Raw genomic sequence first — 25,691 nt, 5'->3', positions numbered from 1 at the left:
TGCTGGACAAACGCGTCTTTTTTATAGGGCAACTCCTTCACGGGAGATTCTCCTCGATATGTTTATATGTATAGCTAGGATCATTACCTTTAACAGGAGCCCTGCTGTATTGAAAGATCCTTCCATTTTCTTTTCGATAAAAGTATCTTGCGTAGGGTTCGTCTGCAAAAATCACCGTGGTACTTACGAGGGGAGCTTTGGCAATCTGGGTGTATACTTTATCAAAATCTTCTTTCTTATAATTTCTCGTCTCTACTAGATAATGAATGACTTCTCTGTTCATATGATTTTGGAAGTAGTGGAAGGCTAAGGATGTTATTCCATAGATTAAAAGGATTAGAACGATGAAGATTAGTTTTGTTTTTTTCTTCATTAATTCCCTCCATATAAATAATTTGTATATAGTATAAGATAATATACTGAGACTGGTATGTCATTCATAGATATATGACGCAGGAGGAAGAGAAAATACTGGAGCTGGAGCAGCAAATTAAGATGCTGGAGGACCAGGCAAGTCCGAGGCTGCCGGGGGTGAAAATCTTATAGTTTTAAAATATGGGGTTTTGTCGGTGTATTTGTTATTCTAATTCTTATTGGTGTGATACAGTTTGTATTTGCATAACAGATTATACAAAAAGGCAGCAAATAACGATAGTAATCCAGGCGTAAGCGAACGAAGAATTGCCGGGACATACTATATTTGCTGCCTTTTAACTTATGAAGAATAATGATTCTCTTTTAGTCCTCTTTGGGTTCTTGCAATAAAATGGAGAAGGTCCCCGTTTCGTGATCCACCTCAATCGTCTCAATGCCCACGAAATCCGGGATTTCGGGGTGTACTGCATCTACATTATAATCCGGATGAGTCAGTAATAATTCAATTACTTTAATGGCTTCCATGTCGTTCCCCCTCACGAGAAATTCCACCATAAATGAATATGCAGAGCACTATTGCAACTAAGCTTATTATCTCCGTGATCCGTTGCGAATATGTGTCAGTCGTTCTTCGTTTCTTCCCATCACGGCCAATAATTGCCCTTGGAACACACGTCTTTGGATCTGATCAATCCGCTGTAAGGCCAGCTCGGCAGGAACTTGAAATTCTGCTGCGAGATAGGAGATGGCATCCTCCCGTTGCTCAGGCAATGTCATGCGGGAGATCATGGAGTAAGGCATCGCCGCATACAAGATAAAACGCTCGGATTCATCCTCCTGTGCCCGCGTGAAATGCTCTGGCATCAAGGTCTGATTATCACTGCCATGGCGAAGGAGGTGACACAGTTCATGAAGAAACTCTAGCCGTTGAAGATTGGCTGGAAGGCGGTTGTCGATAAACAGGCTGTACATCCCTGCAGACGCTTCAATGCTCTTGCTTCTCACATCCAAATAATGAACCCAGATATTAAGCCGCTCTGCAATATACGATATTGAAATTTGTGAGGGCTGATGAAGATTTAATCGCTTGTATAAATCCTCCGTCCATTTCTCAAGCACAGTCATTTGATAATATGATTTCATGTTCTCCAACTTATTCACCTCGTTTAAAATCACTAATAAATCACTAATGGGATCGTATGTTCGCATAAATACGCAAAAGAAAAGCCCGAAGGGCTATGTAGAGTAAAAAAATGCTAAGGATACACAGGAACATTCGTTCTCATGTATCCTTAGCATAAAGCAATTACACACTAATATCAAGTGTTTTTCCCAAATTAGGAGCAACGCTTTTGCCCAGCATTTCCACCATGGTTTGGCTCTGGGTTTCAGCCTGATTCTTGGCAATATTCATGACCTGTATCCCAACATTTTGAGCTAAGGATGCTTGGCTCATTGCCATTGATAATGCAGCTATATCCATATTGCACCTCCTTTGTGTATATCCTGTTTATCGACTGTCCACCTTCAATTCATTAGGTGATTGGCATTTGTTTGCCAATTCGCCCAAACGGCTTATCTCCTTTTTACATATCTTGTGCTGTAGTCATTAATCATTAGGAGGAATTGAAAATGGGAATGGAACATGGTTGTGGTTGTAACGTAGGTCCGGTAGTAAGTCCAGCATCAGTAGGTCCGGTGTGTAGTCCTTGGACTTCAACAGGAGCAATTCTGGTACTTTTCATCTTGCTGGTTATCATCACTAAAGCTTGCTTATTCTAAGTTAGCTGATGTGCAGTGTAGCCCCATCTGGCGAATGCCAGGTGGGGCTATTCTGTTGCCTGGGGCTGGTCAGACAGACCGTTATTTAAACATAAATTCTACCCGCGTTCCGTCTGCATAATCCTCCAGCTGATTGCCAACCCAGCTTCCTGCCCCGCGGTTATCGCTTGGCGTTATGTATTCAATGTCGGCACCAATGCCGCCTTCCTTACACATAGCCATTGGCCATTCATCCCGGTCATACCCCTTTTTAGTGGGAATCCCTTTTAAGGACTCTTTACGGTTCTCTTCAGCCTGCTCTCGGTTAATCGTACATGTGGCGGATTCACCTTTCGCAATGGCATCCTGAATATGTTTGGCGGTCTCAGGATAGCGGTCTGATGGGAAGGTTAGCTGAACAACACTCGAATCGGATGGAGACGAGGGGTCTGTAGGCTCTCCGTTTTGTTCAAACCAGTAACTAGCCAAAGCAAGTAATACAACAATGATGAGACTGGAGATCCATTTTTTTACTTTCAATTCTGCTCCTCCTTTTTTGGCACTTAAAATAGTATATCTTATATCATAATTCAGTGCGATTTAATATAATTAGGTAAAATAAAGGAGGACGGAACTGGATATGGAGTACATAATTACCATTGAGGATCAGACGCTTATTGCGGCTGCCGAAGATATAATTACCAGGCGTTATGAATGGGGACGGCACCATGTGGGTGCAGCGCTTCGTACTAAAACAGGAGAGATTTTTACAGCGGTACATGTGGAAGCCAGCATGGGGAGGATTACAGTCTGTGCAGAAGCGATGGTGATTGGCAAAGCGATATCTGAAGGTTATAAGGAATTTGATACGATTGTTGCGGTAAGGCATTCTGACCCAGACAGCGAGGAAAAAGAGATTAAAGTAGTCTCTCCCTGCGGCATGTGCCGAGAGTTAATTGCGGATTACGGAATAGACTGCAAGATAATTGTATCGGAGGATGACCGATTAGCTAAATATGAAATCACTGAACTATTGCCTTTAAGGTACACAAGATAAGAAATAATGAGGAGCCGCGGAGCTCCTTTTTTTGTTGAGCCGTGAATTTATTCAGCAGTTCCTTATATCGTCCCAACTTATTTTACAACTTCATGTCCATTCGCTGAGTTCATGTCATTATTGTCCCCATACTATAACTTAAAAAGATTTAAAAGGATGGTGAGAATAGATGGAGCAGCGGATTATTCGTCAGATGGTTGATTCAGCATCAAGGTTCGTGGGCGATGTGCAGTGGCAGATGGCTTTTCGCAGATTACAAATGGCTCCGGCGGATTCGGGGCTGTCGTCCTCGGCTCAGCTATTGCTGAATACCCTCTATTACTTGCAGGGAAAGGGTGTGATAAGCGGCCAACATGATTATTTGGAAAGTGCAGACGAGCTCATGGAGAAGCTTAAAAATAGCAGCGGGCAATATGCTGCGCTGCATGGCTACGAGCTGGGCGCAATCAATAATCAGTCACAGGCTCTAATTGACAATCAACGGAATTGGGTCGTCAGCAGTGCGATACGCTGGTCTAGGGCCGGCGGGATCGTAACGATGTGTTATCACGCTGCATTACCGGGGACAGCGCCAACTTGGGGGAATGTAAATACGAGCCTAAACAATGCTGATTTTGATAAATATATAACCCCAGGTACCACCCAGTATAATGCTCTGTTAGCTGATCTGGATAAGATAGCCCTGTCGCTGAAAAAGCTTAATGACGCAGGGGTTCCTGTACTTTGGCGGCCGTATCATGAAATGAATGGTGGATGGTTTTGGTGGGGGCAAAAGAGCAATTACGCTGCATTGTGGAGCCTTATGTTCGATCGTTTTACCAATTATCATAAGCTGCATAATTTATTGTGGGTTTGGAGTCCAAATGCAAAAAATCAGTGGTGTGATGAGCCGGCAGAATACTATCCGGGCAGTGATAAGGTAGATGTGCTGGCGCTCGACATTTATGACGCGGATTTCAAGATTAGTCATTATGATAATTTATGGGATCTGGGTCGTGGCAAGCTGATTGCGATTGGTGAGAATGGAGAGCTTCCGTCTGCTGAACTGTTGTCCAAAACACAGCCCAAATGGTCTTATCAGCTGACCTGGGGGAAACTCCTCTATGAGAAGAATACCGATGCTGTGATAAAAGCTTTTATGAACGATAAAATGGTATTCACACGAGAGGAGTATGCTGCTGAGGCCGCCGCTTTCGCTGCTATCGGGGATAGTGTGCTGGAGAGTGGACTCTGTGGCCAATATTACAATAACATGACGCTTAGCGGCACGCCTGCACTGTTGCGTACGGATGCCAATATTAACTTTTCATGGAGACAAGGTTCGCCTGATCCTGCCATTCGTGTAGATGCGTTCTCTGTGCGGTGGAGTGGGAAGCTGACGGCTGCTTTTAGCGAGGTGTATACCATTTATTCCTACTCTGATGATGGGATACGGGTATGGATTGATGGCGGGCTAGTCATTGATAGTTGGGTGAATCAGAGCGGCCAGGAACGAAAAGGCAGCATAAACCTGATTGCAGGTAAGCCGTATGAAATAAAGGTGGAGTATTATGAGAATGCGGGCGACGCCCGGGTTGTTTTGCAGTGGGAGAGTCCGAGCCAGATCAAGGGGGTTATCCCAGCGGGGGCATTTTATCTTCCATAAAAAGAGTACTTCAAGTGTGCAAGCGCAAGCAAAAAGCCCCGGTTTTCCGGGGCCTTTTTACGTATGAACGTCTTAAATTTGCTCGCGGTAGCTAATGTTGTTGGCGATCTTCTCGTCACGAACGGCTTTGCGCAGAACATCTTTGACGGTTTGGGCATCATGGATTTTTCGAAAAAGAAGCTGAGGCGCTGAGGCATCATCAGAAAATACAGTTAATGATCCAATGCCAAGCATCCGGTCCATGATAGACTGTTTTACGGATAAATCGCGTACGCGCAGCAATTCGATTTCTTCAACATTTTTACCGATAAGTCCGGTCTTTACCATAATACGCTGACTTGTAATGGTATATGAAGTTGTGTTAAGTCCTACGATTCCTTTGAGTCGATCCGAGATGCCGGCAGGTTTGCCTTTCCAGAGGACAACTTCTTGAATGACATGATTATCTACTGCGGGTCGATGAGCGGTTACTGGAGCAGTACCGTCAAGGCTGGTTCCACATTCTCCACAAAATTTAGCGCCCTGCTTGTATTCCGCTCCACAGGTGGTGCAATAAGGCATAAATACTCTCCTTTCCTGATCACAATTAAAATAATTATAACATAACAGTCATTTTACATATATTTCATTTGCGCTTTACACAAACCGACATTATCCTGTTAAGTGGAGGGATAAATAATGAAAAAAGCTTTACTAATAGGAATGCTGATGATGACTGTCATCCTTAGCGCCTGCAGCAATAATTCAACTTCATCGGCACCTGCCACGGAGGAAGAAGTGCAGGAGACCGTGCAAAACTTCTACAATGAAATGTCTAAACTTGAAGAGTCAGGAAAAACTTCTTTAGCGGAGTTCAACGAAGCCATTGCTGGTTATTCAGCAGGAGAACTCACGGACAAGCAGTTGGAGAAGAAAATTAAGCAATTCCAGAGTACCGCAACTGATTTATCGAATCAAGCCGAGAAAGTAAAAATTTCCTCCAGCTTGCCTGAAGACATTCGGAAGTTGCTCGAAGAGTCTAAAGTTGCCTTTGAAAGTGCTTATTCTTTAAAAGAAGAGGCCTCTCAAGGTGCTGATTCCGCAAACGTTACGGCTGAGCAATTTAATGAATTGAATCAGAACGCTGATGTAGCGATGTTATTCGGTATTTCCAAGCTTAACGAGGCAAGAGAAGCAACAGGACTTATAGACTCCGAAGGTCAGGCTACCTCAGAGTCTGGGGACGTTGTTCAAGAATAAATCAAATCAGGCGCTGCGCAGTTTATCTGTCAGCGTCTTTTTGCTGCGAATTTTAGCTTGAATAGATATACATTAATATACATCTTTTGAATAAAGAGTGACCCTTAAAAAGGTATCTTTTTCCTGATTATTGATTAATATGCGAAGATGCGGATATAATACAAACATACGTTCGTGTTGAGAGGAATAGATATATAATTAAGGAGGGGTTACCATGGGCAAAAAGCTGGAGAAAAACGGGCTGTGGGAAAGCAGCCGCATGATGCTGCCGGAGCATAAGATACGAATTATAAGAGATGAACGGGAAACGCTGCGCCGCATCAAGCCTATTCTGGATGAGCAGAAGCTGGAGGAGATTGAATGTACACTGGCTTTGTCGTTGCGGAGTCATATACGAGTGACAGTTGTTCTTTTTGACCCTTTTGAAAATACGATGTTAAGTGGTTTTGTGACTTCCATTCACACCCACTCGCGTGAGTTTAAGCTGCAGTGGGCGGAGGAATGGAAGTGGATCGATGTGGATGATATTGTCGAGGTCTACATCGTTTAATGCTGAGAACCGTTGCCTTCGCTTTTCTCATAAGCGATTAAGGTAACGGTAGGATTACCGGTCAGATGTGCAATGGAAGCTTCAGCATTCCGAATAATTTCCAGTGCTTCTTCCTGTTCACTAAGGGCTGCAACTTTATAGCTATCGCTATGAATATCCATATGTCTCCCACCTTTCGTTAAATATTTTGTCCTTTTTTGTGGAAATCATCCTAAAGGGGACAGGGGTGCAGGCAAATAGGGCAGCGGCATCATTGAATATACCAAAGGGGTGATTCTATGCTGACTTTGGAGCAATTGAGGGAAAAATCCGCGGCGCGTCTGGTCGGGCTTCATCCTGTCTTGGCGGCAGGTGCGAATGTTTTGATTCAGCAAAGCCATGCGAGAGGAGTCCCTATCGTTATTACTCAGGGTCTACGGACCATTGCTGAGCAAAATGCTTTGTATGCGCAGGGTAGAAGCAAACCAGGACCGATAGTTACCAACGCTAAAGGCGGTACCAGCTATCATAATTATGGTCTTGCGTTTGATTTTTCGCTTTTGCTGCCGAATGGCACTAGCCTTTCTTGGGATATCAATCGTGATGGTGATAAGGATAAGACAGCGGATTGGCAAGAGGTTGTACAGGAGGCTAAGCGGCTTGGTTTAGAATGGGGCGGGGACTGGACCTCTTTTAAAGATTATTCACATCTGCAAATGACTTTCGGTTTAACTATAGATCAACTTCGGGCAGGTAAACGTCCAACGACGGACCAAGCCAAGGAGGCTTTAAAAAAGATTACCGGAGGGGATGATCAGGTGAACAAAGACGTTACAGTGACCATTAACCTAAACGGCCGCAAGCTTACCGATGGCGTTCTCGATACCGGAACAACTTATGTACCCATACGTGCGCTGGCTGAGGCGCTTGGAGCAAAGGTTACTTATGATGCTGTGACAAAGACAGTTAATGTAGTAAAAGAGTAAATCCACCATGCATAGACAGTGCCGTCCAAGGGGAAATTATCAGTGATAACTAACCTTAAAGGGAGGCATAACACTGTGAACAAGCTGATAACAAGCCTTGCATGCGGTACTGTATTATCAATGAGTCTAATGGGAGCTAGCTATGCATCAAATGCCGTGGGATCAGCAGCATTGGGCGGTATCCCCGCCGCGAATACCGGGATGGATGGGACTGCGGAACACACTCGGATGATGAATACGGAAGGCAATTTAATGAACGGCACCACGGGAACAATGAATCAGCATGAGAGCATTATGAAAGATAAGATCCGCATCGATGATAATTACAGACCTAACAACTACAACACCAATAACTACAATGGCACCCGGAACAACTACAGAACCAACAGCACTGTCAACCCGGCAACCAACACCACACAGACCGGCAAATACCGTGCAACTAGTACAACAACGAATGCTGCAACTAACAAAGGATCTAATTGGGGCTGGCTCGGTCTGCTTGGACTTTTGGGTCTTGCCGGAATGAGAAGCAGAAGTGACGAGCGTAGATAATCCGCGTTTATAATAACCCGTATCGGTTCTGGCTGAACGGGTTATTTTTATTGTGAATAAATTTTTTTCGAAAAAGGATTGCGCGTTATCGATATTCATGATATTATATTTCTTGTCGCGTTATATGTGAACAACGTATGAAGCTTCAACACATAATATGCCGGGGTGGCGGAACAGGCAGACGCACAGGACTTAAAATCCTGCGGTACGTGAGTACCGTACGGGTTCGACCCCCGTCCTCGGCACTAGAAGAACAAGGGTTTCAGCTCATTAGAGCTGGAACCCTTGTTTGTTTTTAAGATGGTTTGCTATCATTTTGCTAACGGTGCCTCTATTTTGTGTGGATTCGAGGTTTCCGGTACGCTCGGAATGATGCTTGTACCGACTTTACGATGAGTGGTTCTTGTTCAGACTCTGCGTTCGAGAATTCTGTCACGCTCCATTCTCAGTCGCTGGATTTCTGCTCTAATGACTTCTTTACGACAAGATAAAGTATTCTTGTTGCTATGCTCCAAAGCAAGCTTTACGTGGAGTATGGCAATGCCCAGCAGCGCAGATTGGATTTTCGCATCATCTAATGCTCCCCAAGCGGTGTGCTTCATTGAGCGGCCCCTTTTGTTTTCTTAGAAAATATATCGTTGATCTTTTGTGCGGTATCCTTTTTCGTCTCCATGTCGATGTGCGTATAGGTATTTGCTGTAATGCTGATGGTTGAATGTCCCAGCCATACCTGGATTTCTTTCAGGCTTACGCCATTTTTAATCAAGTAACTGGCTGTCGAGTGCCTGAGATCATGGAATCGGATATGCGGCAATTCATTCTTTGCGAGTATGTCCTTGAATTTATGATTCAGGTATTCTGTCTTCATGGGACTGCCGTCAGGCCAGCAGCATACAAGATCGCTATCGACGTAATCTTTGCCATATAGCAGTTTGTTTTTCATCCGTTGTTTCTTTAGATGTAATAGATAATCTTCGAGTTTTTCCATCAAAGGCAGAATGCGCTGGCTGCTCTCGCTTTTAGGTTTCTTTACCACAACTTCTTTACCGTACTTCACGCGAACCTCTTTAATCGAGATTGTCTTTTCTTCGAAATTGATACAATCCCACTTCAATCCAAGCACCTCAGAACGTCGAAGCCCATAATGAGCAGCGAGATATACTGCCGATTCTATCGGTGTACCCAAGCAAACCTCAAACAGCTTTTCGAGCTGTTCGACAGTGTAGTAGCTGGCATTGAATTTCTCCTGCTTTGGAAGCACGATTCGATCAGCAGGATTAAAAGGAATCAGGTTCATTCGCAATCCAAATTTCAATGCACTCCTGATATTGGCGTGATGTCTTCGTAATGTTTTAGCAGATAATCCTTTTTTGCCTGTCAGTTGATCATCTTGATGTTTGGTCTCGTAATATTTTTGCAGATGCATTGGTTGTAATTCTTGTAGTAATATATCATTCTTACTCTTAAAGTAAGGGATGATATGCTTGGTTACGATCATCTCATAACCTTCCCAAGTCGTTTCTTCCACCTCACTTTTAATAACGTTATGAAGCCAATCTAGCATAAACTCAGTGAATTTAAGTTTTCGCTGTGGTAAAACGAAGTTGTTATTATCTATCTTTGTAAGAGTTTCTCGTAAAACTTTCTCAGCATCCGTTTTTTTCTCACACTTGGTATTAATCCACTTTTGCTTTCGCTTACCGGACTCGTCCTTCGTTTCAACAATGATGTACCAGTATTTATTGCGTTTAAGTAAGCTTCCCTTCATATGCTTCGACCTCCAATAGTTTTTTTGGAAATGAAAAAAGACAGGAGCGTAATTACCCCTGTCTGTGAACTACTATTTGATTACAAGTATTTAGAAGAGTCCATTTGAGCCTTGCTTAGAATATATTCTTTTACACTTAGTATTGGAATTCTATACGTATGTCCAATTTTAATAGATTTAATTTCACCAGATTTCAGTAACCTATAGGCAGAGTTTCTGCCAATTAACAATATGTCTAAAAGATCTTCGACTGTTATAATTTCTGGATAATCATGTAGCATCAAGCTAATCACCTCCTGTTCATGGTAATAATATATAATTGTCAATTTGGACAGTACGGTTCTGAAATTGTTATCCCGTACCTTATGATATTTGTTCATGCCTTTCGTTGTTGTTCTTCACCGTTCTCGGCTATTGTTTGTATGTCATGGACTTCAAAAACATATCAAGTTATAGTGAAAATGCGGATTCCCAAAAATCCCAAGTATCCCGGAATTCCCAAAAAGATTTGTGCATCTGCTATTGCTGTAAAATGTATACGATAATATGCTTACAGACGTAAATTTGATTCGATTATCTTAATGTAAGAGGATATATTCTTTTTTACTCATGACGACAAAAGGGTGACATTATGGTTAATGATGTAGGTATCCATTGCTCTAAAAAGTATGTGCATTATATCAATCGGAAAAAGAACCGAGAAGGATTCGAAAGAATCGAAGAAACCTTGGCGGAGATGAATGCTATCTTTTCGGAAATGTGCGAGGATTTTCTTGTGAAAGACGACAAGATGATGAAAGTGGCGCGAAAAAGAATTAATCAAGCAAAGAATGAAATGGAGAGCGAGGAAACAAAATCGGATGAAAGGCGAGAAGGGAAGGAAACAACACGAGGTGCATTCATTTGCAACTTCTTTGTTGTTCCAACAAACTGTCTTCGCGTTTACGATTTGCAGAAGCAGAAGACTACAGAAGTTGGGCTTAATGTTAAAGTCTACACCCGGATCAACAAAAAAGAATATAAGTGTATTGAACTTGACTTGCTTAACGAAACGTTAGCTAATTCAAAATGGATTGACCCTAATTTTCTGGACTATGACTTCTATCTATATAAAGACAGTTTATATTCCTACCTATTACGAGCAATTAGACTCGCTACAAGATTAATAGATGACGATGATGAAAAAGTTATATTTAATGATGAAATTGGTTGGGTAGACAACTTTTATGGAAGAGACAATTCGGGCTATTTGCGATATATAAAAGATTCCAGAGGTTATAAATGGATGGAATCAGAAGATAGGCCAATTGAGATTGATCCTATGAAATTCAATGCGGTTATTTTTTTAAACTCTGTTCAAGGGCTTATTCATAAATCTGAATTCCTTAACATGGATAATAACTCAAAGCTTCAGGAAGGCTTTATTGGATGGAGAGATGAAAACATCTGGGCAATAAAATATAGTTTGATTAAGCCTCATGTTACAAACGAACTGAAAAGGACAGGACGGAATTTCAAGATCGACAACAAGCTTTACGCGTTCCTTTTTAAACAAGGCATACTATTTATTGATGGGGATATTGAAGGCGATTTTCGACCTGATAAAAAAATTGGGAATAGTAACAATAGGGCTTTTGTTCTGGATAAAATTCGGTTCCGTGAGTTTTTAGAGGAAAACCAACATATTATAGAATGAAAAATGAAGTACATGACAGCAACCACCTGCTGAAATGTACTTTTTTATTTTTCTAGTAACAGTACCTTGACTTAGATAATAATACCCCTCCGCCAACTAGTTGTTATTATGAAGGCTTTTGGGGGTGTTGGAGGTGCTGTTCATTCATGGTAGATATGTTGTATCTGGTACACTCAATGAATAAAGGAGAGTATGATGAAACGTTTAAGTTAGTACAGGCATACTTAAAAAAATACTTCAGTAAGGGCCAACTTCGTAAAGATAAGTATGATAAAAATGCCCATATTACAAATGCATTTTCTGAGTTTGGATTTCAAGAAATTCGACTGCGTTCTGCCTCTTGGGGTCACTATTCCATAGAGGTGCGTTTACGTCCCCAGCTCACTATTGATAAAGATGGATATTATTTCGTAACAAAAGTATCTGAGTTTATAGGAGTTCAAAATGTCTTTAATTACGTGCTAAAGGATATTCTTTCGTTAAAAGTCCCCGATTTTTTTGATTGGACAGCCAAGAGGATAGAAGCTGCTGTAGATATAAGGCTGCCTGAACAGCTAATCCCACAATATTTATCATTATATAAAAAGGGATTCATTCCAGAGTATTTTTGGAACAATGATAGAACCAAGGAATACATCTCTTCCGTCACTAACTGTTACTTGATGTCAGAGAATAAAACAGTCAATTGGTATAATCGTTATGAGACTCTATTAATTAAAGAGAAAGAATCGGGTAAGAAATTTAGAGATTTTACACTGACAAAAGGAGTACTTAGATTTGAAACTCAAGTTCGGATGGAAAGGAAAAAGTGAAGGGATTATTAAACCAACAAAGATTAAAAAATGAAGTAATGAAGTTTTATAAACTGATTGTTGGGAAAGGCGACTATCATTCTTTAAAAAGAGCAGAGCAAATAATAAATCAAAGAGTAGGTAATTCTCAAAAACGTCAAACACTAATTTCTATGCTTAAATTCATTGAACAATGTGGAGGAGTTACTAACGCTAAAGAAGTCTATGTTAAAGGTTTGAATGCGAAGGCATCTGCTGATAAATTTGGAAAGATTCTTAAGAAAATTAGGGATTTGAATATTAATCCTGTTCTAATTCCTGAAGACTGGGAAATTGATTACATTGAGAATCCTTATGCTAAAATTGAAGAAGAATTTGAATGAAATGAAGCCCGCCAAATTAATTTACGGGCTTCAAATGAGCCATTTCTCGTTATTCTTCTTCTTTTCTATACTTATCGTACAAATCTTTTGCGGTTTCGACCACATCATATTTACTTTCAATTGTTTGGCTTACAGCATCTACAGCAGATTCTGCTATACGTTCCCAAAAGTCACTCATCGTTTAATTCCTCCATAAATTTATTTGATTAATGTTTCCAGGATTTAAGGCTGCTGAGTGTTCCATATCCAACACCGAATAAATAGCCAATGGCTGTTCCTGCACCGGGGAATATTGCAGTGCCAAGTGCTGCTCCTGCTCCTCCTCCGATTAGTGCGCCCGCTGCGGTCAGCGCTGTCTTCCCGGTAGTTTCAATTACTTTATCCATGATTCTCACCTCCTCTCAGGGATTAACGCAAAATAAACGGGAAGAGCGCTGCTCTCCCCGTTGCATTGATGATTCTATTTTGTTTGCTTCTTAGCGCTTGAAGGTGGATTAATCATTCGAACTAACTTAAAGAGAAAACTAATCAAGTAAAACGGCGTTACCGCCCAGCCAACAAATACAGACAAGATGATTTTGTAAACGATATAATTAGAGATCGTCGTAAATACGGTGATGTTACGTTGTAGCTTGCTTATGAATTTCCAACCAAATGGAATAGATAGAAGAACGTACAGTTCTATCATTTTTCGCCTCCCCCTATAGCCTTATGCACTAATTCTTATTCTTCAGTAGCATTCACTTGGATGTAACCGATCTTGGTGCCGCTATCAATGCTCAAAACAACGGTTGTCGGGATTGCACCGCTATTATAGTTATAAGAATATTGAGTGGTACCTAGCACCCCAGCAGATATACTTATAGGCTCACCAAATACTTGATTTGCTTTATCCAAGCTATCAGAGGTTCGAATACCATGGATGTTGAAAACAGAATTTGAAGAAATTATGAGTTGTTTCATCAAATTATTTTCATCAACAAGTAATTCAAAGCCTTCTTCCAAGGCATACATTGTTTCTCCTTGAGAACTGCTTTTATCCTTAATTGTATAGAGTGACATTAATTCGTCTTCAGTGGCCGATAATCCCAGAAGACTTGAGAGGTCGAGTGAAAGAGACTCCATACTTGAATCATAAGCAGAATACTGGATGGTGCTGATCTTGTCAGCATCTGATCTTGTGGAGAATACAAGCAGATAATCTTCTTCAGTCAGGTACATGACGCTTTTCTTGCCATCCTTTTCTTGAGTAAGATTTGGTTTACCCAAACGTGCAATATTATCAGCAAAGGACGAACCCAACGTTACATCGAAAATTTTGTATGTATCCTTCGAGCTTTCCTTAACAGCATCCTCTTGTAGTGTGATCTCGCTTGCACCTCGCTTGTCACCACTAACCATAAACCCAGAATTATAAGCAATGGCATAACCGTCTGAATCATCTCGAATAACCTCATTTGGTTCTCCAAACTTCGTTATGATTTCTTCCATAGTCATCGTTTGCATTTTTGATAGCTCGTAAGCCGTTGATTCTTCTCCTGAAGAAAATATGCTAACAGCAATGATTACAACAATTAGAGCAAGAATCCAGAACCACCAACGCTTAAGAAGGGGCTTCTTCTTTGATTTCTTGATCTTGTCGGATTGGATAACTTCAGTTGTAGACATGATTAATTGCTCCCTTATTCTTCTTTTGTATTCAGCGATTTTTGCTTATCGACAATCATGTTAGTATTGTCAATCAAGACTTCCAACAAGCATTGCTTGATCTGCTCAGGGGTAAGAACCGCAGACGATTGACTGCAAAACGTTTTTGACCCTCCTCCCCTGGAATCCACCAGAAATAACAAGTCAATCAGAGCAATTCCTAAAGCCTTGGATATTTTCTCCAAGGTTTTTATAGTGGGGTTCTTTTCTCCTCGTTCAATCTGACCGATGTAGGATGTGTTAACTCCTGCATTTAGTGCAAGCTGCTCCTGACTGAAACCGTTTTTCAACCGTAAAATCCTGATATTTTCCCCAATAGATTCGATGCTGTTCATTTCCCTTCACCCCTAATCAAACGATAGAATTTTTTGGTAGGAGGCTCAACAGGATATAGTGCGGATTTCAATGCTTATAGTAGAGAATTGATACGGAGTGTGGTTAAACCGTGGATAAAAGCATTTAAGAGTAGGATTTTTACATCTCATTATCTGAGGGACATACAAATAAAAGCTGTTTAGTGAAATTTAGAAATGACCATGCTCTTTCAAACTATAGAAGCGATTACCGCCAATGATTACATGATCAAGGACTTCTATTCCTATGATTTCCCCAGCGGCTATGAGTCGTTTTGTCAGATTCACATCCTCAATTGACGGCTCCGGGTCACCGCTCGGGTGGTTGTGAGCGCATATGAGTGAGGCGCTACAGCGTCTAATTGCTGCGTGGAATACTTCTCTGGGATGGACTATGGTGGCGTTTAGAGAGCCTACGGAGATGACTTCTTTGAATATGAGGTGGTTCTTAGTATTGAGGAATAGACAGATGAAGTGTTCTTTTTGTTCAAAACGTAAGTCTGATTCAAGCGAGGTGAAAACGTCTTTGGGACTACGAATGATATGTTGATCTTGATCAGGTAAGGTCAGTGCCTTTGCAAGTTTTAATATGGCGGTGATTTGCCGAGCTTTTCCTTTGCCGATACCCTTTATAGTTACTAACTGCTGTTCTGATACATCTATTAGTTCTGTAACTGTAGGGAAACGTTCGAAAAGCTCTTGAATTGTGTAGCTGTCGTTGCTTTCTCTTAACGATTCCGATACTAATTGTCTCAAATCATCCTCTTTGATCTGTTGCATAATGTTTTACCTCCCAAGTAATATCTGATTACCGTATGTATAATATAGATTTCAAATTTTCGAATTTGCGACATATTTAGACAATCCCTTTAAACAGAACGCGTGTTTGGAATAAAATGGTAAAATATTAACGAATTATGTATTTTGACTTAGTTCTAAAGTCTAAATTAGTACTTAAGAAGGGGGAAATAAATAATATTCTAAAGAGATTCCTATGCTACTCCCTCTTCCTTAGTGTTCCTCTTGCATGTCGATGACTCGACTTCGATTAGGGGCTTAAGAGAAAACATGTTTGATAATTCCAATAATTTGAATGATTTTCGAAAACTCTATAAATTGGAATTATTCAAAGGAATAATTTATATTTTTGTAGAATAATTATAGTGGTGCTATATTTTGAGATTCATTTATTATTAAAATTTCCGAATGGGAGGTAGCTATTAAAAAAAATTGCAGTCTAACTATAAAGGAGCGGGTATTATGTATTCAGAATTGAAAACAAGTATATCTCAATTAAAAATTACTCGATTATTTGGCTCGGAAAATGTGGATATTTCCTTTGATAATAATGTGAAAATTCTGATGGGTGAAAACGGAACGGGAAAAACTACAATACTTAACATTCTTTACTATTCTCTAACCTTAAATTATAGCAAATTAGTTAATTTACCCTTTGAAAGTGTCGAAATTAATTTTACATCAGGAGATTCACTTAGGTTGGTTAGAGATGAGCTTGATAAGCTTTTTATTCCAGATAATGACAGTTTCTTGTTTCATCGTCTTTTTAGTAGAATCCAGCCACAGGAGTTTACTAAGTTAGTTCATCTTGCAAGGAACCGGAAATTATCTGAATTCGAAAAATTCTTAGATGAGGAAATTAAGTTTCATGATATTCCAGCTAGATTGGTTTATAGAGAATTAAGAACAATATCAAGAGGAAAAGGCAACGAAGTATCAGCTAGGCATCAAGAGATTATTGATTCGTCCATTAAAGATGAAATTCTTTACTTTCCTACATATAGAAGAATAGAAGAAGATCTAATTAACCTGGGCATGTCAAGACGAACAAATATTGATGATGAATTATTAATAAAATTTGGCCTTACAGATGTAGAAAAATTAATTGAAAAATTAAAAAGTGAAATAAAAGATATTTCTATTAAATGGTTTTCTAAAGTTAATGGAGAAATGCTGTCACAATTAATTACAGGTATTGAAGTAACTGAAGAAATGAGAGAAAGTATAAAAAATCAAGATACTTTAAAAATAGTATTAGGAAGAGTAGGGAGTAATTTAAAAAAAGAAGATAAAGAAAAAATCTATAGTTTAGTTTCTTCAGATGATTTTTATCTTAGTGCAGGACATGATCCTCTTCTCTATTTTTTGTCAAACCTAATTAAAATTTATGATCAACAAAAAGAATTAGATAATTCAATAAAGAATTTTGCAGAGGCTTGCAATCAATATTTAAAAGTTAGTAAGAAAGAGTTTATTTATGATGAAAGCAACGTTGAATTAAAACTCTTCCGTATAAAAAATAATCAAGAAAAGGAAGAACTTGCATTAAGTACTTTATCATCTGGAGAAAAACAAATAGTTTCTTTATTTTCTCGTTTATATTTAGACTCTACTGATTCAAGATTTATAATAATTTTTGATGAACCAGAATTATCACTTTCTACTGAATGGCAAAATAGACTTCTACCGGATATTTTAAACTCGAAGAAATGTTCTTTATTGTTTGCTGTCACACACTCTCCGTTTATATTTGAGAACGAACTAGATATTTTTGCTAGAGGTTTAGAAATGTACATACATGAAGCAGATTAAAGGAAGTGTTCACATGGACCCTAAAATAGAAAAAGAACGTAGTAAAAGAAAAAGTTTCTCTGTTCACTGGGCAAGATTTATCAAACTATATGCTAAGTTTAAAGATGAACCTGTATGCTTTGTTGAAGGTGAAGATATTAAATATTATGGTATGCGTATAGAAAATATAATTGGTACTATAAACTTTATTGAGTCAGGAGGGAAAAATGGTGTTTTGAAATTTAGAGAAAAATTAAAGCAAAGTGAAGATTTTCATGAACTAAAATCATTTTTTTTCATTGATCGTGATTTTGATGCCTTATTAAATGATATTGAGATATATGAAACTCCATGTTATTCCATCGAGAACTTTTATACTTCTACTTATGTACTTGAGAGAATTCTTTTAAGTGAATTTAAACTAACAAGAGCTGATGAACCTTTTGTTAATTCTATGCAGCTTTTTCAAGCTCGACAAGCAGAATATCATGATGCTAGCTTTTTATTGAATGTATTCATCGCTTGTCAAAGAGAAATTGAGAATTCGGATAAAGAACTTAAAATCAAATTAAATATAGGTGATTTTAAAATAGGTGACTTTTTTGAACTCAATTTAGAAAAGGTTTCTTCAAAATACACACTTGAAGCCCTTTATAAATACTTTCCATCTGCTCAAACTATCAGTGACGATTTATTAACAATGAAAATGAAGGAATTTTCACAAGTTTCTGCGAGGGAACGTTTTAGGGGGAAATTTGAAATTGAGTTTTTCAGATGGTTCTTAACTGCAATGATTAAAGTAGCTAAGGAAGGTGAAAATGTGTGCTTTCCTGAAAAAGTAAATATCAAATTGAATTTGACGAAAATCAATATTTTATCAGACCTTTCGCGTTTTGCGGATAATTGCTCGATTCTCGAAGAATATGTTAAAAATAGATATAATTTGATAACTGCTTAAGAGTTTATAGATTGAGGGGAGGATCAAACTACGTATTTGATTAATACCTTTCAATGTATAGTATTCAGCTTTCTCTGAGAATGGAAGATTGTGAATGTCTGTAGGGTTGTATTTTAACTCTATTCAGATCAAATAATTCTTTTAGTAAGAATGATTGGACATAAAAAAAGAACAAGAGCATAATACTTCTGCCCTTCATTTTGCTAACATTTTTGCTAACATGGCTGCATATCTAAATCTCTGCACGTAGAGAGTATAGAAAATGAAAAAGTGCCTTAAACCCGCATGGCTAAAGGCTTTTTGTCCTATCTTTCCGTGGTGTAGAAAAGGAACTAAAGGGTCTACTTCAAGACTTAAAATCCTGCGGTACGTGAGTACCGTACGGGTTCGACCCCCGTCCTCGGCATCATAGTGAAAACCTTGAGAAATCAAGGTTTTTTTGTTTTTCTTGAGTAAAACTTCCGTCAAAAGCTAAGGTTCACTCCTTTTCAGTGCTTGTCTAATCACAAGCTCTGGAGGGAGTTTTTTAATATGTAAGATTTCATGAACCGCCGTATATCAAACGGTAAGCAGAGTGGTATGAGAGATCCGAGCCTTTTGATTACTGTCGAATAACATCTTAATTTGTTGTATTATTGATTAAGCTAGTTTTCAAGAACCAAGGAGGGTTAAGGTTTGCTTACACTGAGAAGAGCTGAGCCGGGTCAAAGTAAAAAGCTCAGTCTTACATCGCTGCTTACGGGCTTGGTTACGCTGGTGGTTCTACTAACCTCAAGCATCCTTCTGATTGGCTCTTACGAGTCCAAAAAACAGTCCTTGATGGAGACTACACTCCATCTGAATTACTACAACGCTGACCGAATGACCAAAACAATGGATTCCTTATTTCAGTCCATGCGCAGCAGTTTGGAATACAGTGCTGACACACTCTCCGATGACGAAACCTCAACGCCGAAGCAAGTGGATGATAATTTGGAACTGATGCGCAATAGTAGCAATTACTTCAATTCTATCGCCGTGCTCGATGCCGACGGGCTGATCCGCAATGTAGTACCGGCTAGTTTGGGGTCAGTAGGAAACCATATTACTTCTAAGGTCGGTTTGGAAGCTCTGGCGTTAAAAAAACCTTACATATCCTCCCCCTACATGACCCAAACCACCAATAGACTAATCGTTTTTATGAGTCAGCCGATTTTTAGCAAGAATGGTACATATCGCGGTATTTTGAGCGGCACATTTTATCTGCAGGAGAACAATATTTTGTCTATGATTTTTGGCGACAATAACGTGGACGATTCTGGCTCCTATTATTATATTGTGGATTCCAGCGGGCATCTGTTGTACCACCCGGATAAGCAGCTCATTGGGGAGGATGTCAGCAATAACAAGGTTGTGCAGAAACTCATGAATGGGGAGAGTGGGGAACAGCAAGTGCGTAACACCCGTGACGTTGAAATGCTTGCCGGATACTCCAGCGTTCCAGCCAACGGATGGGGAATTGTGGTCGTTTCGCCGATTAGTGTCATTCATCATCAACTGATGGGGCACCTTCGGACCATTCTCTGGTATTCGTTGTTTCCGTTCATTATCCTCCTGATGGGCGTCATTCTCGTAGCACGCAAGCTGGCCCGGCCTTTTGTGTACCTGGCAAATCTGGTGAGCAGGATGGGCAAGGAGAAGATTGAATTGCCAGAAGCGAAGCCGCAATGGAGCCGAGAGGCAGATCTGCTGACCAAGGCTGTGTTGCTTGCCGTGACGGATATTCAGAAGCAGACGGATCAACTGACCCAAGAGGCTACGACGGATGCTCTGACCGGTTTAATGAACCGGAGATCGTTAGAGTATACGATGAGTCAGTGGATGGACTCAGGACAACCGTTTTCGCTCATTGTACTGGATGTAGACAAATTCAAACTCGTGAACGACACTTACGGTCATCTCATCGGCGACGAAGTGCTGAAACATGTAGCCAAAGTTATAGTTACCTCGGTTCGTCCAGACGATGTTTGCTACCGCTACGGCGGTGAAGAGTTCATCATCTTGCTAGCCCACACAAGACCTGAGGAAGCTTTCATCATAGCTGAAAGAGTCCGGCGGGCAATGGAACAAAGCAAGGGGCCAATCGAGACACAGGTTACAATCTCTCTAGGAATCGCCCATTATCCTTTTCATACATTGGAGCGGGAGGGGCTGCTGGAGAAGGCGGATCAGGCGTTATACTTGGCCAAGAGCAGGGGAAGAAACCAGACGATGGTCGCTGATGTTTGAAACAAATGCTCGAAATATAGAAGCATATAAACCTCCTTTGCTATATCTGACTAAATCAGATGAAGTAGAAGGAGGTTTTGTCAATGGCTATACGTTTAACAAAAGTTAAAAAGGCAGCAATAGCAATAATGGAAGAAGCATTAAACAGTCTATCAATTAGAAGAAAGCGAATAACCTCAATGAACAAGCAGTCCTTGATTACCCATACATATCAATCTACGTTTCAAACATCTACCCGACACTACAGAATCAGATGATGAGTTTAGCCGTCAACTACGCTCATTTGCGCATATCCTGTTGTGCTGTACGTGCTAGCCCGAGCCCCATATGCAGTGTTTGAATTCAGTTTAGTGAGATATAGTTTTCCACCTTGCGGTAAGTTATTTGCATAACCTACATCCGAACCAGTGTTAAGATTTGTGAAACCGGCATTATAGCTTGTCCCTGGTAAAGAATCACCTATCATTGTGACTCTATTAGCGCTGGAATAAAAGGTGTAAAACGGTAGTGACGCTCCAGAATTTGAGGGTTCAAATAAGTAGACAAACCCAACATAATTCGCGGCTAGGGTATGAAAATCATAAGTTTGAGGCTTAGTTAACTGTTCTTTTCGTACATCTTCTTTCAATTTAGGAACATCCCAACCTGGAAAAAGGTCCGAAAATTCTGGAAGTTCTACTAACATTCCATCGGGCAACTCATAGCCAACCTGACCATCAACAGTCCAAGAAGTACTGTATATTATAGAATTCCTTGCATTCAAGATGTCGTCTTTCCATTCCGTAGGAGCTGCGTCAACATCCTGATAAGCGAGCTTCTCTTCCGACAGGGAAGCGAAGTAGTTCTGCTGATTACTTGCAAGCGCAAAGCTTGGAGTGAGGAGGAGGAGGAGAGCCAGGGCCGAGAAAACAAAGAGAGATTTCTTTTTCATTAATTAGTAGCCTCCATTCTAAAATTGGGAATTTGGTTTTTCGTTCAACGTGAAAGTATTCGTTAATTGTTCATCGGAATTGCCTCCGTTTCATTAGTGTTAAACTATGAAAATGCTTCTTCATAATATATATGTCTTAATGTATCGAATTGGGGACAAATATTTTCAAAAATATCCCAATATTGTTTTTGTGTGTGATAAATAGGATAAAATATTTCTATTTTATAGATTTGACATGAATTCAAGACAAATGTAGAATATCATTGTAGACAGTTGTCTTAAAGGAGTTGATTAATAGAAATAATGAGAAAATTGCCAGATGCAGAGTTTGATATCATGAAAGTTGTGTGGGCCAATGATTCACCTATAACGACTAATGTTATTATGCAACAGCTTGGAAATGATAGGAAATGGAAAGCGCAAACGGTCATTTCTCTTATGTTACGGTTGGTTGAGCGTGGCTTTATTCGAACTGAAAAAAAGGGAAAAGAGCGCACTTATTTCCCCTTAATTAACAAAGAGGAGTACCTGAAATTTGAAACAGGCGACTTTATGGAGCGTTTTCATGCGAATTCATTCGTTAGCTTGGTTGCTACGCTATATGCTAGTAACAAAGTAAAGGACAGTGACCTCGATCAATTGGAAAATTGGCTGAAAGATAAGAGGGAGTGATATGCAGGGATTTTTAGTTACCCTGCTCCAATGCTCTGTATCTATGTCATTGCTGACGCTTGTGTACGCGGCAATACAGCCCTTTATATCCAAACGATATGTCGCAAAGTGGAATTATAGGGTTTGGCTGCTGCTTGCGGTAGGCTGGATATTCCCCTTTCGTCCACGGATTGACCTATTAGTTCTCCCTGTGACCATGCCGGATCTTCCTGCAACGCTTGTTCCATCCATAATCCGTACTGTCCCCTTAATGGACTTTGGGGATAGGGGGGATGCTTGGGCAACAATCTCTTTATGGTGGGTGCTTACAGCGATTTGGGGGTGCGGTATTGTAATCATAATACTGTATCATGCTCTACGGCATAGTCGTTTTATGAAGACGATACGTCGTTGGAGTGATCCTGTAACCGATGCGAAGGTTCTAGGGATTTTAGACAGTGTAAGGTCGGAACTCGGGATTAAAAAGCATATAGGTTTATGCGTATGTGAAAGCGTTACAAGTCCTATGTTCATTGGCTTTATACAGCCTGTCATTTTACTGCCGCGAGTGAAACTATCAGATGATGAAGTGTATCTAATTCTAAAGCATGAGTTGATTCATCTTAAACGGCATGACCTCTGGTGCAAGGCCATGATCTTGATTGCAACCTCGTTTCATTGGTTCAATCCAGTTGTCTATCTTATGGCAAAAGCGGCAGCGGAACAATGTGAAATCTCTTGTGACGCATTGGTTTTACAAAACGCAGATCATCAACGGCGAATACAATATGGGGAAATCATTATTACTGTTGCGAGGAATGGGGCGAAGCTCCAAACAGCATTATCAAGTAATTTTTATGGAGGGAAAAAAGGTTTGAAAAATCGCATTTCTTCAATCATGGACCTAAAAGAGAAGAAAAATGGTGTTCTATTCCTTTGTGTGGCGCTGATAGGAATTATATGGATAGGGTCCGCGTTAACCGTTTCAGCTAACGCAGATGAACCTCAAGCATCTACTACTACCGAAGTTGTTACTTCGTCGTATGACAGAAATGACAATATTGATAGCGATAGTGAAATTGTTAATGAGGTAACACGCCTCAAAGAGCTATTGCGCCGCTATGCAAAAAACCTAGGATATAAATGATGAATAGGAAGAAGGCAACCTTTTAGAGGGTTGCTTTTTTATTTTAAATTTTTTTTGAAAAAGTGTTCCTATTATCTGTTTATAGGGTAGTATTGAAATACCAATATTTATATGTTTATATAAAATTATAACTAAAGTAGATTGTATTTCATAAAAAGGAAATGGTGGTGAGAAGGTGGTGCTAAATGATAATCAACGTCGCACCATAAAAGTATTATATACGGAAATGTATAGTTCATTGTTGGCATATGCACAAAGCAAGTTGAATGACCGCACACTGGCCGAAGAAGCCGTTCAGGACACATTTAGAATCGCATGTGCTAAAGCCGACAAATTTCTATTTAGTTCCAATCCGAAAGGCTGGCTATTTAATACATTAAAGAATGTTATTAAAAACAAAGTTCGCAATCGGGCATACCTTAAAAATATAGTAGTAACTTCATTCGAAATAGATGAAAACGTTATCTTTGAGGATAGTGGCGTACTTGATGTTGACTTTATATTTTTTGACTTAACCAATATTGAAGACTATAAATTACTTAAAAAAATTACTCTGGAGAAGTATTCAATGATGGAGGCGGCTAATGAAATTGGGATTTCTGTAGAGGCCTGTAAAAAACGGGTTCAGCGAGCAAAGAAGAAGTTGAAAAAAGTTTTGAAAAACATAGTTTAACCAGCCAGCAATCATGAAAATAATATAAGTGTTCTGGCGCAAAAAAACAGTGGCGCAGCAAGTATTGTATTCAACCTTGTTATGCAGGAGAGGTTACGGCTATCGTGGAGCTGCTTAATAAGCAGAGAAATGGATAGGACCGGCAACATTTGTTCATCATCTGAAGGATGCGTTCATTATGCCTGGTGTACATGATAACCATGTATTTTTTACCGGTTACATGTCCATGCACCGTGGAGTGGATCTGACGAATGTCGCTACAATCCAAGAGGCTTTAGAGTTGCTAAAACAAGAGGAAAAAAAACCTTATAGCAAAATGTATACGCTTACGGGTGGAGTGAAGAGTGTTGGGGCGAGCTTCCGGGGCAAAGCTTATTAGACGAAGCTTTTACTGACAGGGCTGTAATCGCCATTAATTTGACGAAAAGCTATTGTTGGATGAACAAGCTTGCCCAGGATAAGTATCAGTTTCTCCCTAACCAATGCAGCGCGGAATCACGCGCCCGTCTCCTTCATGACATGATGCAGGATCAGGAATTAGTCAGACAAGAGTTTTTGGACTTTGCCCGAATGCTTGCTAAGCGGGGTGTAACTTCGATAAAAGATATAGGCTTTGACAGGCATAGCGGTTTGCTGCCGGTCCTTGAAGAGCTGAAAGCAGCGGGAGAGCTGCCGTTGCAGGTCCATTTCGCGCTTGGATGCTTATATGGCTGCTGTGGCCGGAAAAGAAAATGAAAGCCGGTTTTATAATTACAAGTCCATGCTTGAGGCCAATGTTCCGATTACGATAGGTACAAATGGAAACGGTTAAACTTAAAATAAAATGGTCCCTTCCTCATAGTTATACATTGATTTTTCTGATTATCGTGGCTATTGCCGGATTAACCTGGATTGTCCCGAGCGGCCAATTTGACCGCCAGGAAGTGCTGGTGGATGGTTCCTCCAGAACAGCCATCATCCCGGGAACCTATCATACCGTTCCTAAAATCAGTGAGCAAGGGGATTTGCGACAAGGATTCGCTCAAATTGCCAGTGCGCCGTTGGAGGGAATCATCAATGCTGCTGATGTCGTCGCCTTCGTCCTGATTGTAGGGGGAGCTTTTGGAATTATTCTGCAGACGGGGGCGATTGACCGGGCACTGATGGCTTTAGCCGGAAGACTCAAAAGTGATTCCGATAGCCATGGTGATTTTCAGCGGTATTCCAAAATGATATTCTAAACCGCCAACACTTCATCAAGGAGAACGATGGGATAGAAGTAAGTTTCTCGAATCGGGATAAATTAATTATTGGCGGCTTCATCTTTACCTTGGGGCTTATTGTCTGGGGAATACTGAGCAAAGGCTGGTATATGACTGAGATCGGAGCGCTTTTTTTTGCACTTGGTATTTTTTCAGGGATTGTCACCCGGATGAGTCAAAAGGAAATTGCCGAGAATTTTGTTAAAGGTTGCGGAGAATTTATCTACGTGTGAGTTGTAATTTATCTTGTTGCGTTTGTAACGATTTTTGGCACAAGTATCTTAGTCCTGATGGTCAAGAAACCCTTGATTTATCAGGGCTTTTTTAATGGTTTTCCTTGAGTATTATTAAAGATACTCTAAATGGCTAAAACTGATTTTAGGTTCAAAAG

37 protein-coding genes and 2 tRNA genes are annotated in these 25,691 nt (G+C 40.1%); 22 read left to right on the top strand and 17 right to left on the bottom strand.

The window, feature by feature from the left end:
* Nucleotides 1-37: 37 nt before the first annotated feature.
* The 4 genes from NST94_RS22320 to NST94_RS22305 all read right to left on the bottom strand — a co-directional run bounded on the left by NST94_RS22320 (nucleotide 38) and on the right by NST94_RS22305 (nucleotide 1,858).
* Nucleotides 38-373: a DUF3139 domain-containing protein gene (locus tag NST94_RS22320; RefSeq protein ID WP_076192025.1), complete on the bottom strand. Its 336-nt coding sequence runs from the start codon at nucleotides 371-373 to the stop codon at nucleotides 38-40.
* A gap of 365 nt (nucleotides 374-738) precedes the next feature.
* A complete protein-coding gene (locus tag NST94_RS22315; protein WP_155288176.1) occupies nucleotides 739-900 on the bottom strand; it encodes a hypothetical protein in 162 nt (53 codons plus the stop codon).
* Nucleotides 901-966: 66 nt separating this feature from the next.
* The gene (locus NST94_RS22310) at nucleotides 967-1,518 is read right to left on the bottom strand and encodes an ImmA/IrrE family metallo-endopeptidase (RefSeq protein WP_036683410.1); all 552 of its coding nucleotides are present in this window, start codon (nucleotides 1,516-1,518) and stop codon (nucleotides 967-969) included.
* Between the two features lie 163 nt (nucleotides 1,519-1,681).
* The gene (locus NST94_RS22305) at nucleotides 1,682-1,858 is read right to left on the bottom strand and encodes a YjfB family protein (protein ID WP_076098563.1); all 177 of its coding nucleotides are present in this window, start codon (nucleotides 1,856-1,858) and stop codon (nucleotides 1,682-1,684) included.
* Nucleotides 1,859-2,007: 149 nt separating this feature from the next.
* Between NST94_RS22305 and NST94_RS22300 the strand changes: the two genes are divergently transcribed.
* Complete coding sequence (locus tag NST94_RS22300) at nucleotides 2,008-2,157, top strand: hypothetical protein (protein WP_155288175.1); 150 nt, start codon at nucleotides 2,008-2,010, stop codon at nucleotides 2,155-2,157.
* A gap of 81 nt (nucleotides 2,158-2,238) precedes the next feature.
* On the opposite strand, the gene NST94_RS22295 is transcribed toward NST94_RS22300, so the two are convergent.
* Complete coding sequence (locus NST94_RS22295; RefSeq protein ID WP_339169277.1) at nucleotides 2,239-2,676, bottom strand: NucA/NucB deoxyribonuclease domain-containing protein; 438 nt, start codon at nucleotides 2,674-2,676, stop codon at nucleotides 2,239-2,241.
* A gap of 100 nt (nucleotides 2,677-2,776) precedes the next feature.
* Between NST94_RS22295 and NST94_RS22290 the strand changes: the two genes are divergently transcribed.
* A complete protein-coding gene (locus NST94_RS22290; protein WP_076103796.1) occupies nucleotides 2,777-3,193 on the top strand; it encodes a cytidine deaminase in 417 nt (138 codons plus the stop codon).
* Between the two features lie 169 nt (nucleotides 3,194-3,362).
* Complete coding sequence (locus NST94_RS22285) at nucleotides 3,363-4,838, top strand: glycosyl hydrolase (RefSeq protein WP_339281311.1); 1,476 nt, start codon at nucleotides 3,363-3,365, stop codon at nucleotides 4,836-4,838.
* Between the two features lie 72 nt (nucleotides 4,839-4,910).
* On the opposite strand, the gene NST94_RS22280 is transcribed toward NST94_RS22285, so the two are convergent.
* Nucleotides 4,911-5,399, bottom strand: a complete 489-nt coding sequence (locus NST94_RS22280; RefSeq protein WP_076128858.1) for a PH domain-containing protein — start codon at nucleotides 5,397-5,399, stop codon at nucleotides 4,911-4,913.
* Between the two features lie 117 nt (nucleotides 5,400-5,516).
* Between NST94_RS22280 and NST94_RS22275 the strand changes: the two genes are divergently transcribed.
* A complete protein-coding gene (locus NST94_RS22275) occupies nucleotides 5,517-6,077 on the top strand; it encodes a hypothetical protein (protein WP_076128860.1) in 561 nt (186 codons plus the stop codon).
* A 214-nt stretch (nucleotides 6,078-6,291) separates the two neighbouring features.
* A complete protein-coding gene (locus NST94_RS22270) occupies nucleotides 6,292-6,627 on the top strand; it encodes a YolD-like family protein (RefSeq protein ID WP_076142249.1) in 336 nt (111 codons plus the stop codon).
* Here NST94_RS22270 and NST94_RS22265 read toward each other — a convergent pair.
* Nucleotides 6,624-6,788 carry a hypothetical protein gene (locus NST94_RS22265; RefSeq protein WP_169744799.1) on the bottom strand — a complete coding sequence of 55 codons (165 nt, stop codon included), beginning with the start codon at nucleotides 6,786-6,788 and terminating at the stop codon, nucleotides 6,624-6,626. The two genes, NST94_RS22270 and NST94_RS22265, sit on opposite strands and share 4 nt — an antisense overlap.
* Nucleotides 6,789-6,905: 117 nt before the next feature.
* Here NST94_RS22265 and NST94_RS22260 point away from each other — a divergent pair, with 117 nt between their 5' ends.
* From NST94_RS22260 to NST94_RS22250, 3 genes are all read left to right on the top strand, one after another.
* Entirely contained in the window at nucleotides 6,906-7,592 is a 687-nt protein-coding gene (locus NST94_RS22260; RefSeq protein ID WP_339281310.1) for a M15 family metallopeptidase, read from the top strand.
* Nucleotides 7,593-7,667: 75 nt separating this feature from the next.
* The gene (locus tag NST94_RS22255; RefSeq protein ID WP_248549351.1) at nucleotides 7,668-8,144 is read left to right on the top strand and encodes a WGxxGxxG-CTERM domain-containing protein; all 477 of its coding nucleotides are present in this window, start codon (nucleotides 7,668-7,670) and stop codon (nucleotides 8,142-8,144) included.
* Between the two features lie 159 nt (nucleotides 8,145-8,303).
* Nucleotides 8,304-8,389, top strand: a tRNA-Leu gene (locus tag NST94_RS22250).
* Nucleotides 8,390-8,551: 162 nt separating this feature from the next.
* Here the strand turns inward: NST94_RS22250 and NST94_RS22245 are convergent.
* The 3 genes from NST94_RS22245 to NST94_RS22235 form a co-directional block, all read right to left on the bottom strand.
* Entirely contained in the window at nucleotides 8,552-8,746 is a 195-nt protein-coding gene (locus tag NST94_RS22245) for a hypothetical protein (protein WP_339281309.1), read from the bottom strand.
* On the bottom strand, nucleotides 8,743-9,912 hold the full coding sequence (locus tag NST94_RS22240) for a tyrosine-type recombinase/integrase (RefSeq protein ID WP_339281308.1): 1,170 nt from the start codon (nucleotides 9,910-9,912) through the stop codon (nucleotides 8,743-8,745). Before NST94_RS22240 ends, NST94_RS22245 begins: the two co-directional genes overlap by 4 nt.
* Nucleotides 9,913-9,992: 80 nt before the next feature.
* The gene (locus NST94_RS22235) at nucleotides 9,993-10,193 is read right to left on the bottom strand and encodes a helix-turn-helix domain-containing protein (RefSeq protein ID WP_076103801.1); all 201 of its coding nucleotides are present in this window, start codon (nucleotides 10,191-10,193) and stop codon (nucleotides 9,993-9,995) included.
* A 350-nt stretch (nucleotides 10,194-10,543) separates the two neighbouring features.
* Between NST94_RS22235 and NST94_RS22230 the strand changes: the two genes are divergently transcribed.
* From NST94_RS22230 to NST94_RS22220, 3 genes are all read left to right on the top strand, one after another.
* On the top strand, nucleotides 10,544-11,608 hold the full coding sequence (locus NST94_RS22230; protein WP_339281307.1) for a hypothetical protein: 1,065 nt from the start codon (nucleotides 10,544-10,546) through the stop codon (nucleotides 11,606-11,608).
* Nucleotides 11,609-11,754: 146 nt separating this feature from the next.
* A complete protein-coding gene (locus tag NST94_RS22225) occupies nucleotides 11,755-12,420 on the top strand; it encodes a hypothetical protein (protein WP_339281306.1) in 666 nt (221 codons plus the stop codon).
* Nucleotides 12,417-12,782: a hypothetical protein gene (locus NST94_RS22220; protein WP_339281305.1), complete on the top strand. Its 366-nt coding sequence runs from the start codon at nucleotides 12,417-12,419 to the stop codon at nucleotides 12,780-12,782. Before NST94_RS22225 ends, NST94_RS22220 begins: the two co-directional genes overlap by 4 nt.
* A gap of 49 nt (nucleotides 12,783-12,831) precedes the next feature.
* Here NST94_RS22220 and NST94_RS22215 read toward each other — a convergent pair whose 3' ends face one another.
* From NST94_RS22215 to radC, 6 genes are all read right to left on the bottom strand, one after another.
* Nucleotides 12,832-12,960, bottom strand: a complete 129-nt coding sequence (locus tag NST94_RS22215; RefSeq protein ID WP_339281304.1) for a hypothetical protein — start codon at nucleotides 12,958-12,960, stop codon at nucleotides 12,832-12,834.
* Between the two features lie 28 nt (nucleotides 12,961-12,988).
* The gene (locus tag NST94_RS22210) at nucleotides 12,989-13,168 is read right to left on the bottom strand and encodes a hypothetical protein (protein ID WP_339281303.1); all 180 of its coding nucleotides are present in this window, start codon (nucleotides 13,166-13,168) and stop codon (nucleotides 12,989-12,991) included.
* A 74-nt stretch (nucleotides 13,169-13,242) separates the two neighbouring features.
* Nucleotides 13,243-13,470: a hypothetical protein gene (locus tag NST94_RS22205; RefSeq protein WP_339281302.1), complete on the bottom strand. Its 228-nt coding sequence runs from the start codon at nucleotides 13,468-13,470 to the stop codon at nucleotides 13,243-13,245.
* A 35-nt stretch (nucleotides 13,471-13,505) separates the two neighbouring features.
* Nucleotides 13,506-14,450, bottom strand: coding sequence for a hypothetical protein (locus NST94_RS22200; RefSeq protein ID WP_339281301.1), 945 nt, complete (start codon nucleotides 14,448-14,450; stop codon nucleotides 13,506-13,508).
* 14 nt (nucleotides 14,451-14,464) lie between these two features.
* Nucleotides 14,465-14,824 (bottom strand): helix-turn-helix transcriptional regulator, encoded by a 360-nt coding sequence (locus NST94_RS22195; RefSeq protein ID WP_339281300.1) that lies wholly within the window; start codon nucleotides 14,822-14,824, stop codon nucleotides 14,465-14,467.
* A 189-nt stretch (nucleotides 14,825-15,013) separates the two neighbouring features.
* Nucleotides 15,014-15,622, bottom strand: a complete 609-nt coding sequence (gene radC, locus NST94_RS22190) for a DNA repair protein RadC (protein WP_339281299.1) — start codon at nucleotides 15,620-15,622, stop codon at nucleotides 15,014-15,016.
* A 480-nt stretch (nucleotides 15,623-16,102) separates the two neighbouring features.
* On the opposite strand from radC, the gene NST94_RS22185 reads away from it, so the two are divergent.
* The 4 genes from NST94_RS22185 (at nucleotide 16,103) to NST94_RS22170 (ending at nucleotide 20,657) form a co-directional block, all read left to right on the top strand.
* Complete coding sequence (locus tag NST94_RS22185) at nucleotides 16,103-17,452, top strand: AAA family ATPase (protein ID WP_339281298.1); 1,350 nt, start codon at nucleotides 16,103-16,105, stop codon at nucleotides 17,450-17,452.
* The gene (locus NST94_RS22180; protein ID WP_339281297.1) at nucleotides 17,439-18,389 is read left to right on the top strand and encodes a DUF4435 domain-containing protein; all 951 of its coding nucleotides are present in this window, start codon (nucleotides 17,439-17,441) and stop codon (nucleotides 18,387-18,389) included. Before NST94_RS22185 ends, NST94_RS22180 begins: the two co-directional genes overlap by 14 nt.
* A gap of 313 nt (nucleotides 18,390-18,702) precedes the next feature.
* Nucleotides 18,703-18,795, top strand: a tRNA-OTHER gene (locus NST94_RS22175).
* 269 nt (nucleotides 18,796-19,064) lie between these two features.
* On the top strand, nucleotides 19,065-20,657 hold the full coding sequence (locus NST94_RS22170) for a sensor domain-containing diguanylate cyclase (RefSeq protein WP_339281296.1): 1,593 nt from the start codon (nucleotides 19,065-19,067) through the stop codon (nucleotides 20,655-20,657).
* A 262-nt stretch (nucleotides 20,658-20,919) separates the two neighbouring features.
* Here the strand turns inward: NST94_RS22170 and NST94_RS22165 are convergent, their stop codons facing one another.
* Nucleotides 20,920-21,588, bottom strand: a complete 669-nt coding sequence (locus tag NST94_RS22165; protein WP_036683328.1) for a hypothetical protein — start codon at nucleotides 21,586-21,588, stop codon at nucleotides 20,920-20,922.
* Nucleotides 21,589-21,891: 303 nt separating this feature from the next.
* Here NST94_RS22165 and NST94_RS22160 point away from each other — a divergent pair, with 303 nt between their 5' ends.
* From NST94_RS22160 to NST94_RS22130, 7 genes are all read left to right on the top strand, one after another.
* Nucleotides 21,892-22,260: a BlaI/MecI/CopY family transcriptional regulator gene (locus NST94_RS22160; protein WP_036683325.1), complete on the top strand. Its 369-nt coding sequence runs from the start codon at nucleotides 21,892-21,894 to the stop codon at nucleotides 22,258-22,260.
* A 1-nt stretch (nucleotide 22,261) separates the two neighbouring features.
* On the top strand, nucleotides 22,262-23,386 hold the full coding sequence (locus NST94_RS22155) for a M56 family metallopeptidase (protein ID WP_339281295.1): 1,125 nt from the start codon (nucleotides 22,262-22,264) through the stop codon (nucleotides 23,384-23,386).
* Between the two features lie 175 nt (nucleotides 23,387-23,561).
* A complete protein-coding gene (locus tag NST94_RS22150; protein WP_076187414.1) occupies nucleotides 23,562-24,059 on the top strand; it encodes a sigma-70 family RNA polymerase sigma factor in 498 nt (165 codons plus the stop codon).
* Between the two features lie 178 nt (nucleotides 24,060-24,237).
* A complete protein-coding gene (locus NST94_RS22145; RefSeq protein WP_339281294.1) occupies nucleotides 24,238-24,438 on the top strand; it encodes a hypothetical protein in 201 nt (66 codons plus the stop codon).
* Between the two features lie 59 nt (nucleotides 24,439-24,497).
* Nucleotides 24,498-24,794 (top strand): hypothetical protein, encoded by a 297-nt coding sequence (locus tag NST94_RS22140; RefSeq protein WP_339281293.1) that lies wholly within the window; start codon nucleotides 24,498-24,500, stop codon nucleotides 24,792-24,794.
* Between the two features lie 62 nt (nucleotides 24,795-24,856).
* Entirely contained in the window at nucleotides 24,857-25,279 is a 423-nt protein-coding gene (locus NST94_RS22135; protein WP_076187410.1) for a hypothetical protein, read from the top strand.
* A complete protein-coding gene (locus NST94_RS22130; protein WP_256717515.1) occupies nucleotides 25,273-25,533 on the top strand; it encodes a hypothetical protein in 261 nt (86 codons plus the stop codon). The genes NST94_RS22135 and NST94_RS22130 overlap by 7 nt, the downstream gene beginning before the upstream one ends.
* The last annotated feature ends 158 nt before the right edge of the window (nucleotides 25,534-25,691 follow it).

It is taken from the genome of Paenibacillus sp. FSL H8-0282 (genome assembly GCF_037963825.1).
In the GTDB taxonomy this organism is placed as follows: Bacteria; Bacillota; Bacilli; order Paenibacillales; family Paenibacillaceae; genus Paenibacillus_AQ; species Paenibacillus_AQ odorifer.
Note: the sequence above shows the minus strand (reverse complement) of the source record. Positions and strands in the feature narration are given on the sequence as shown.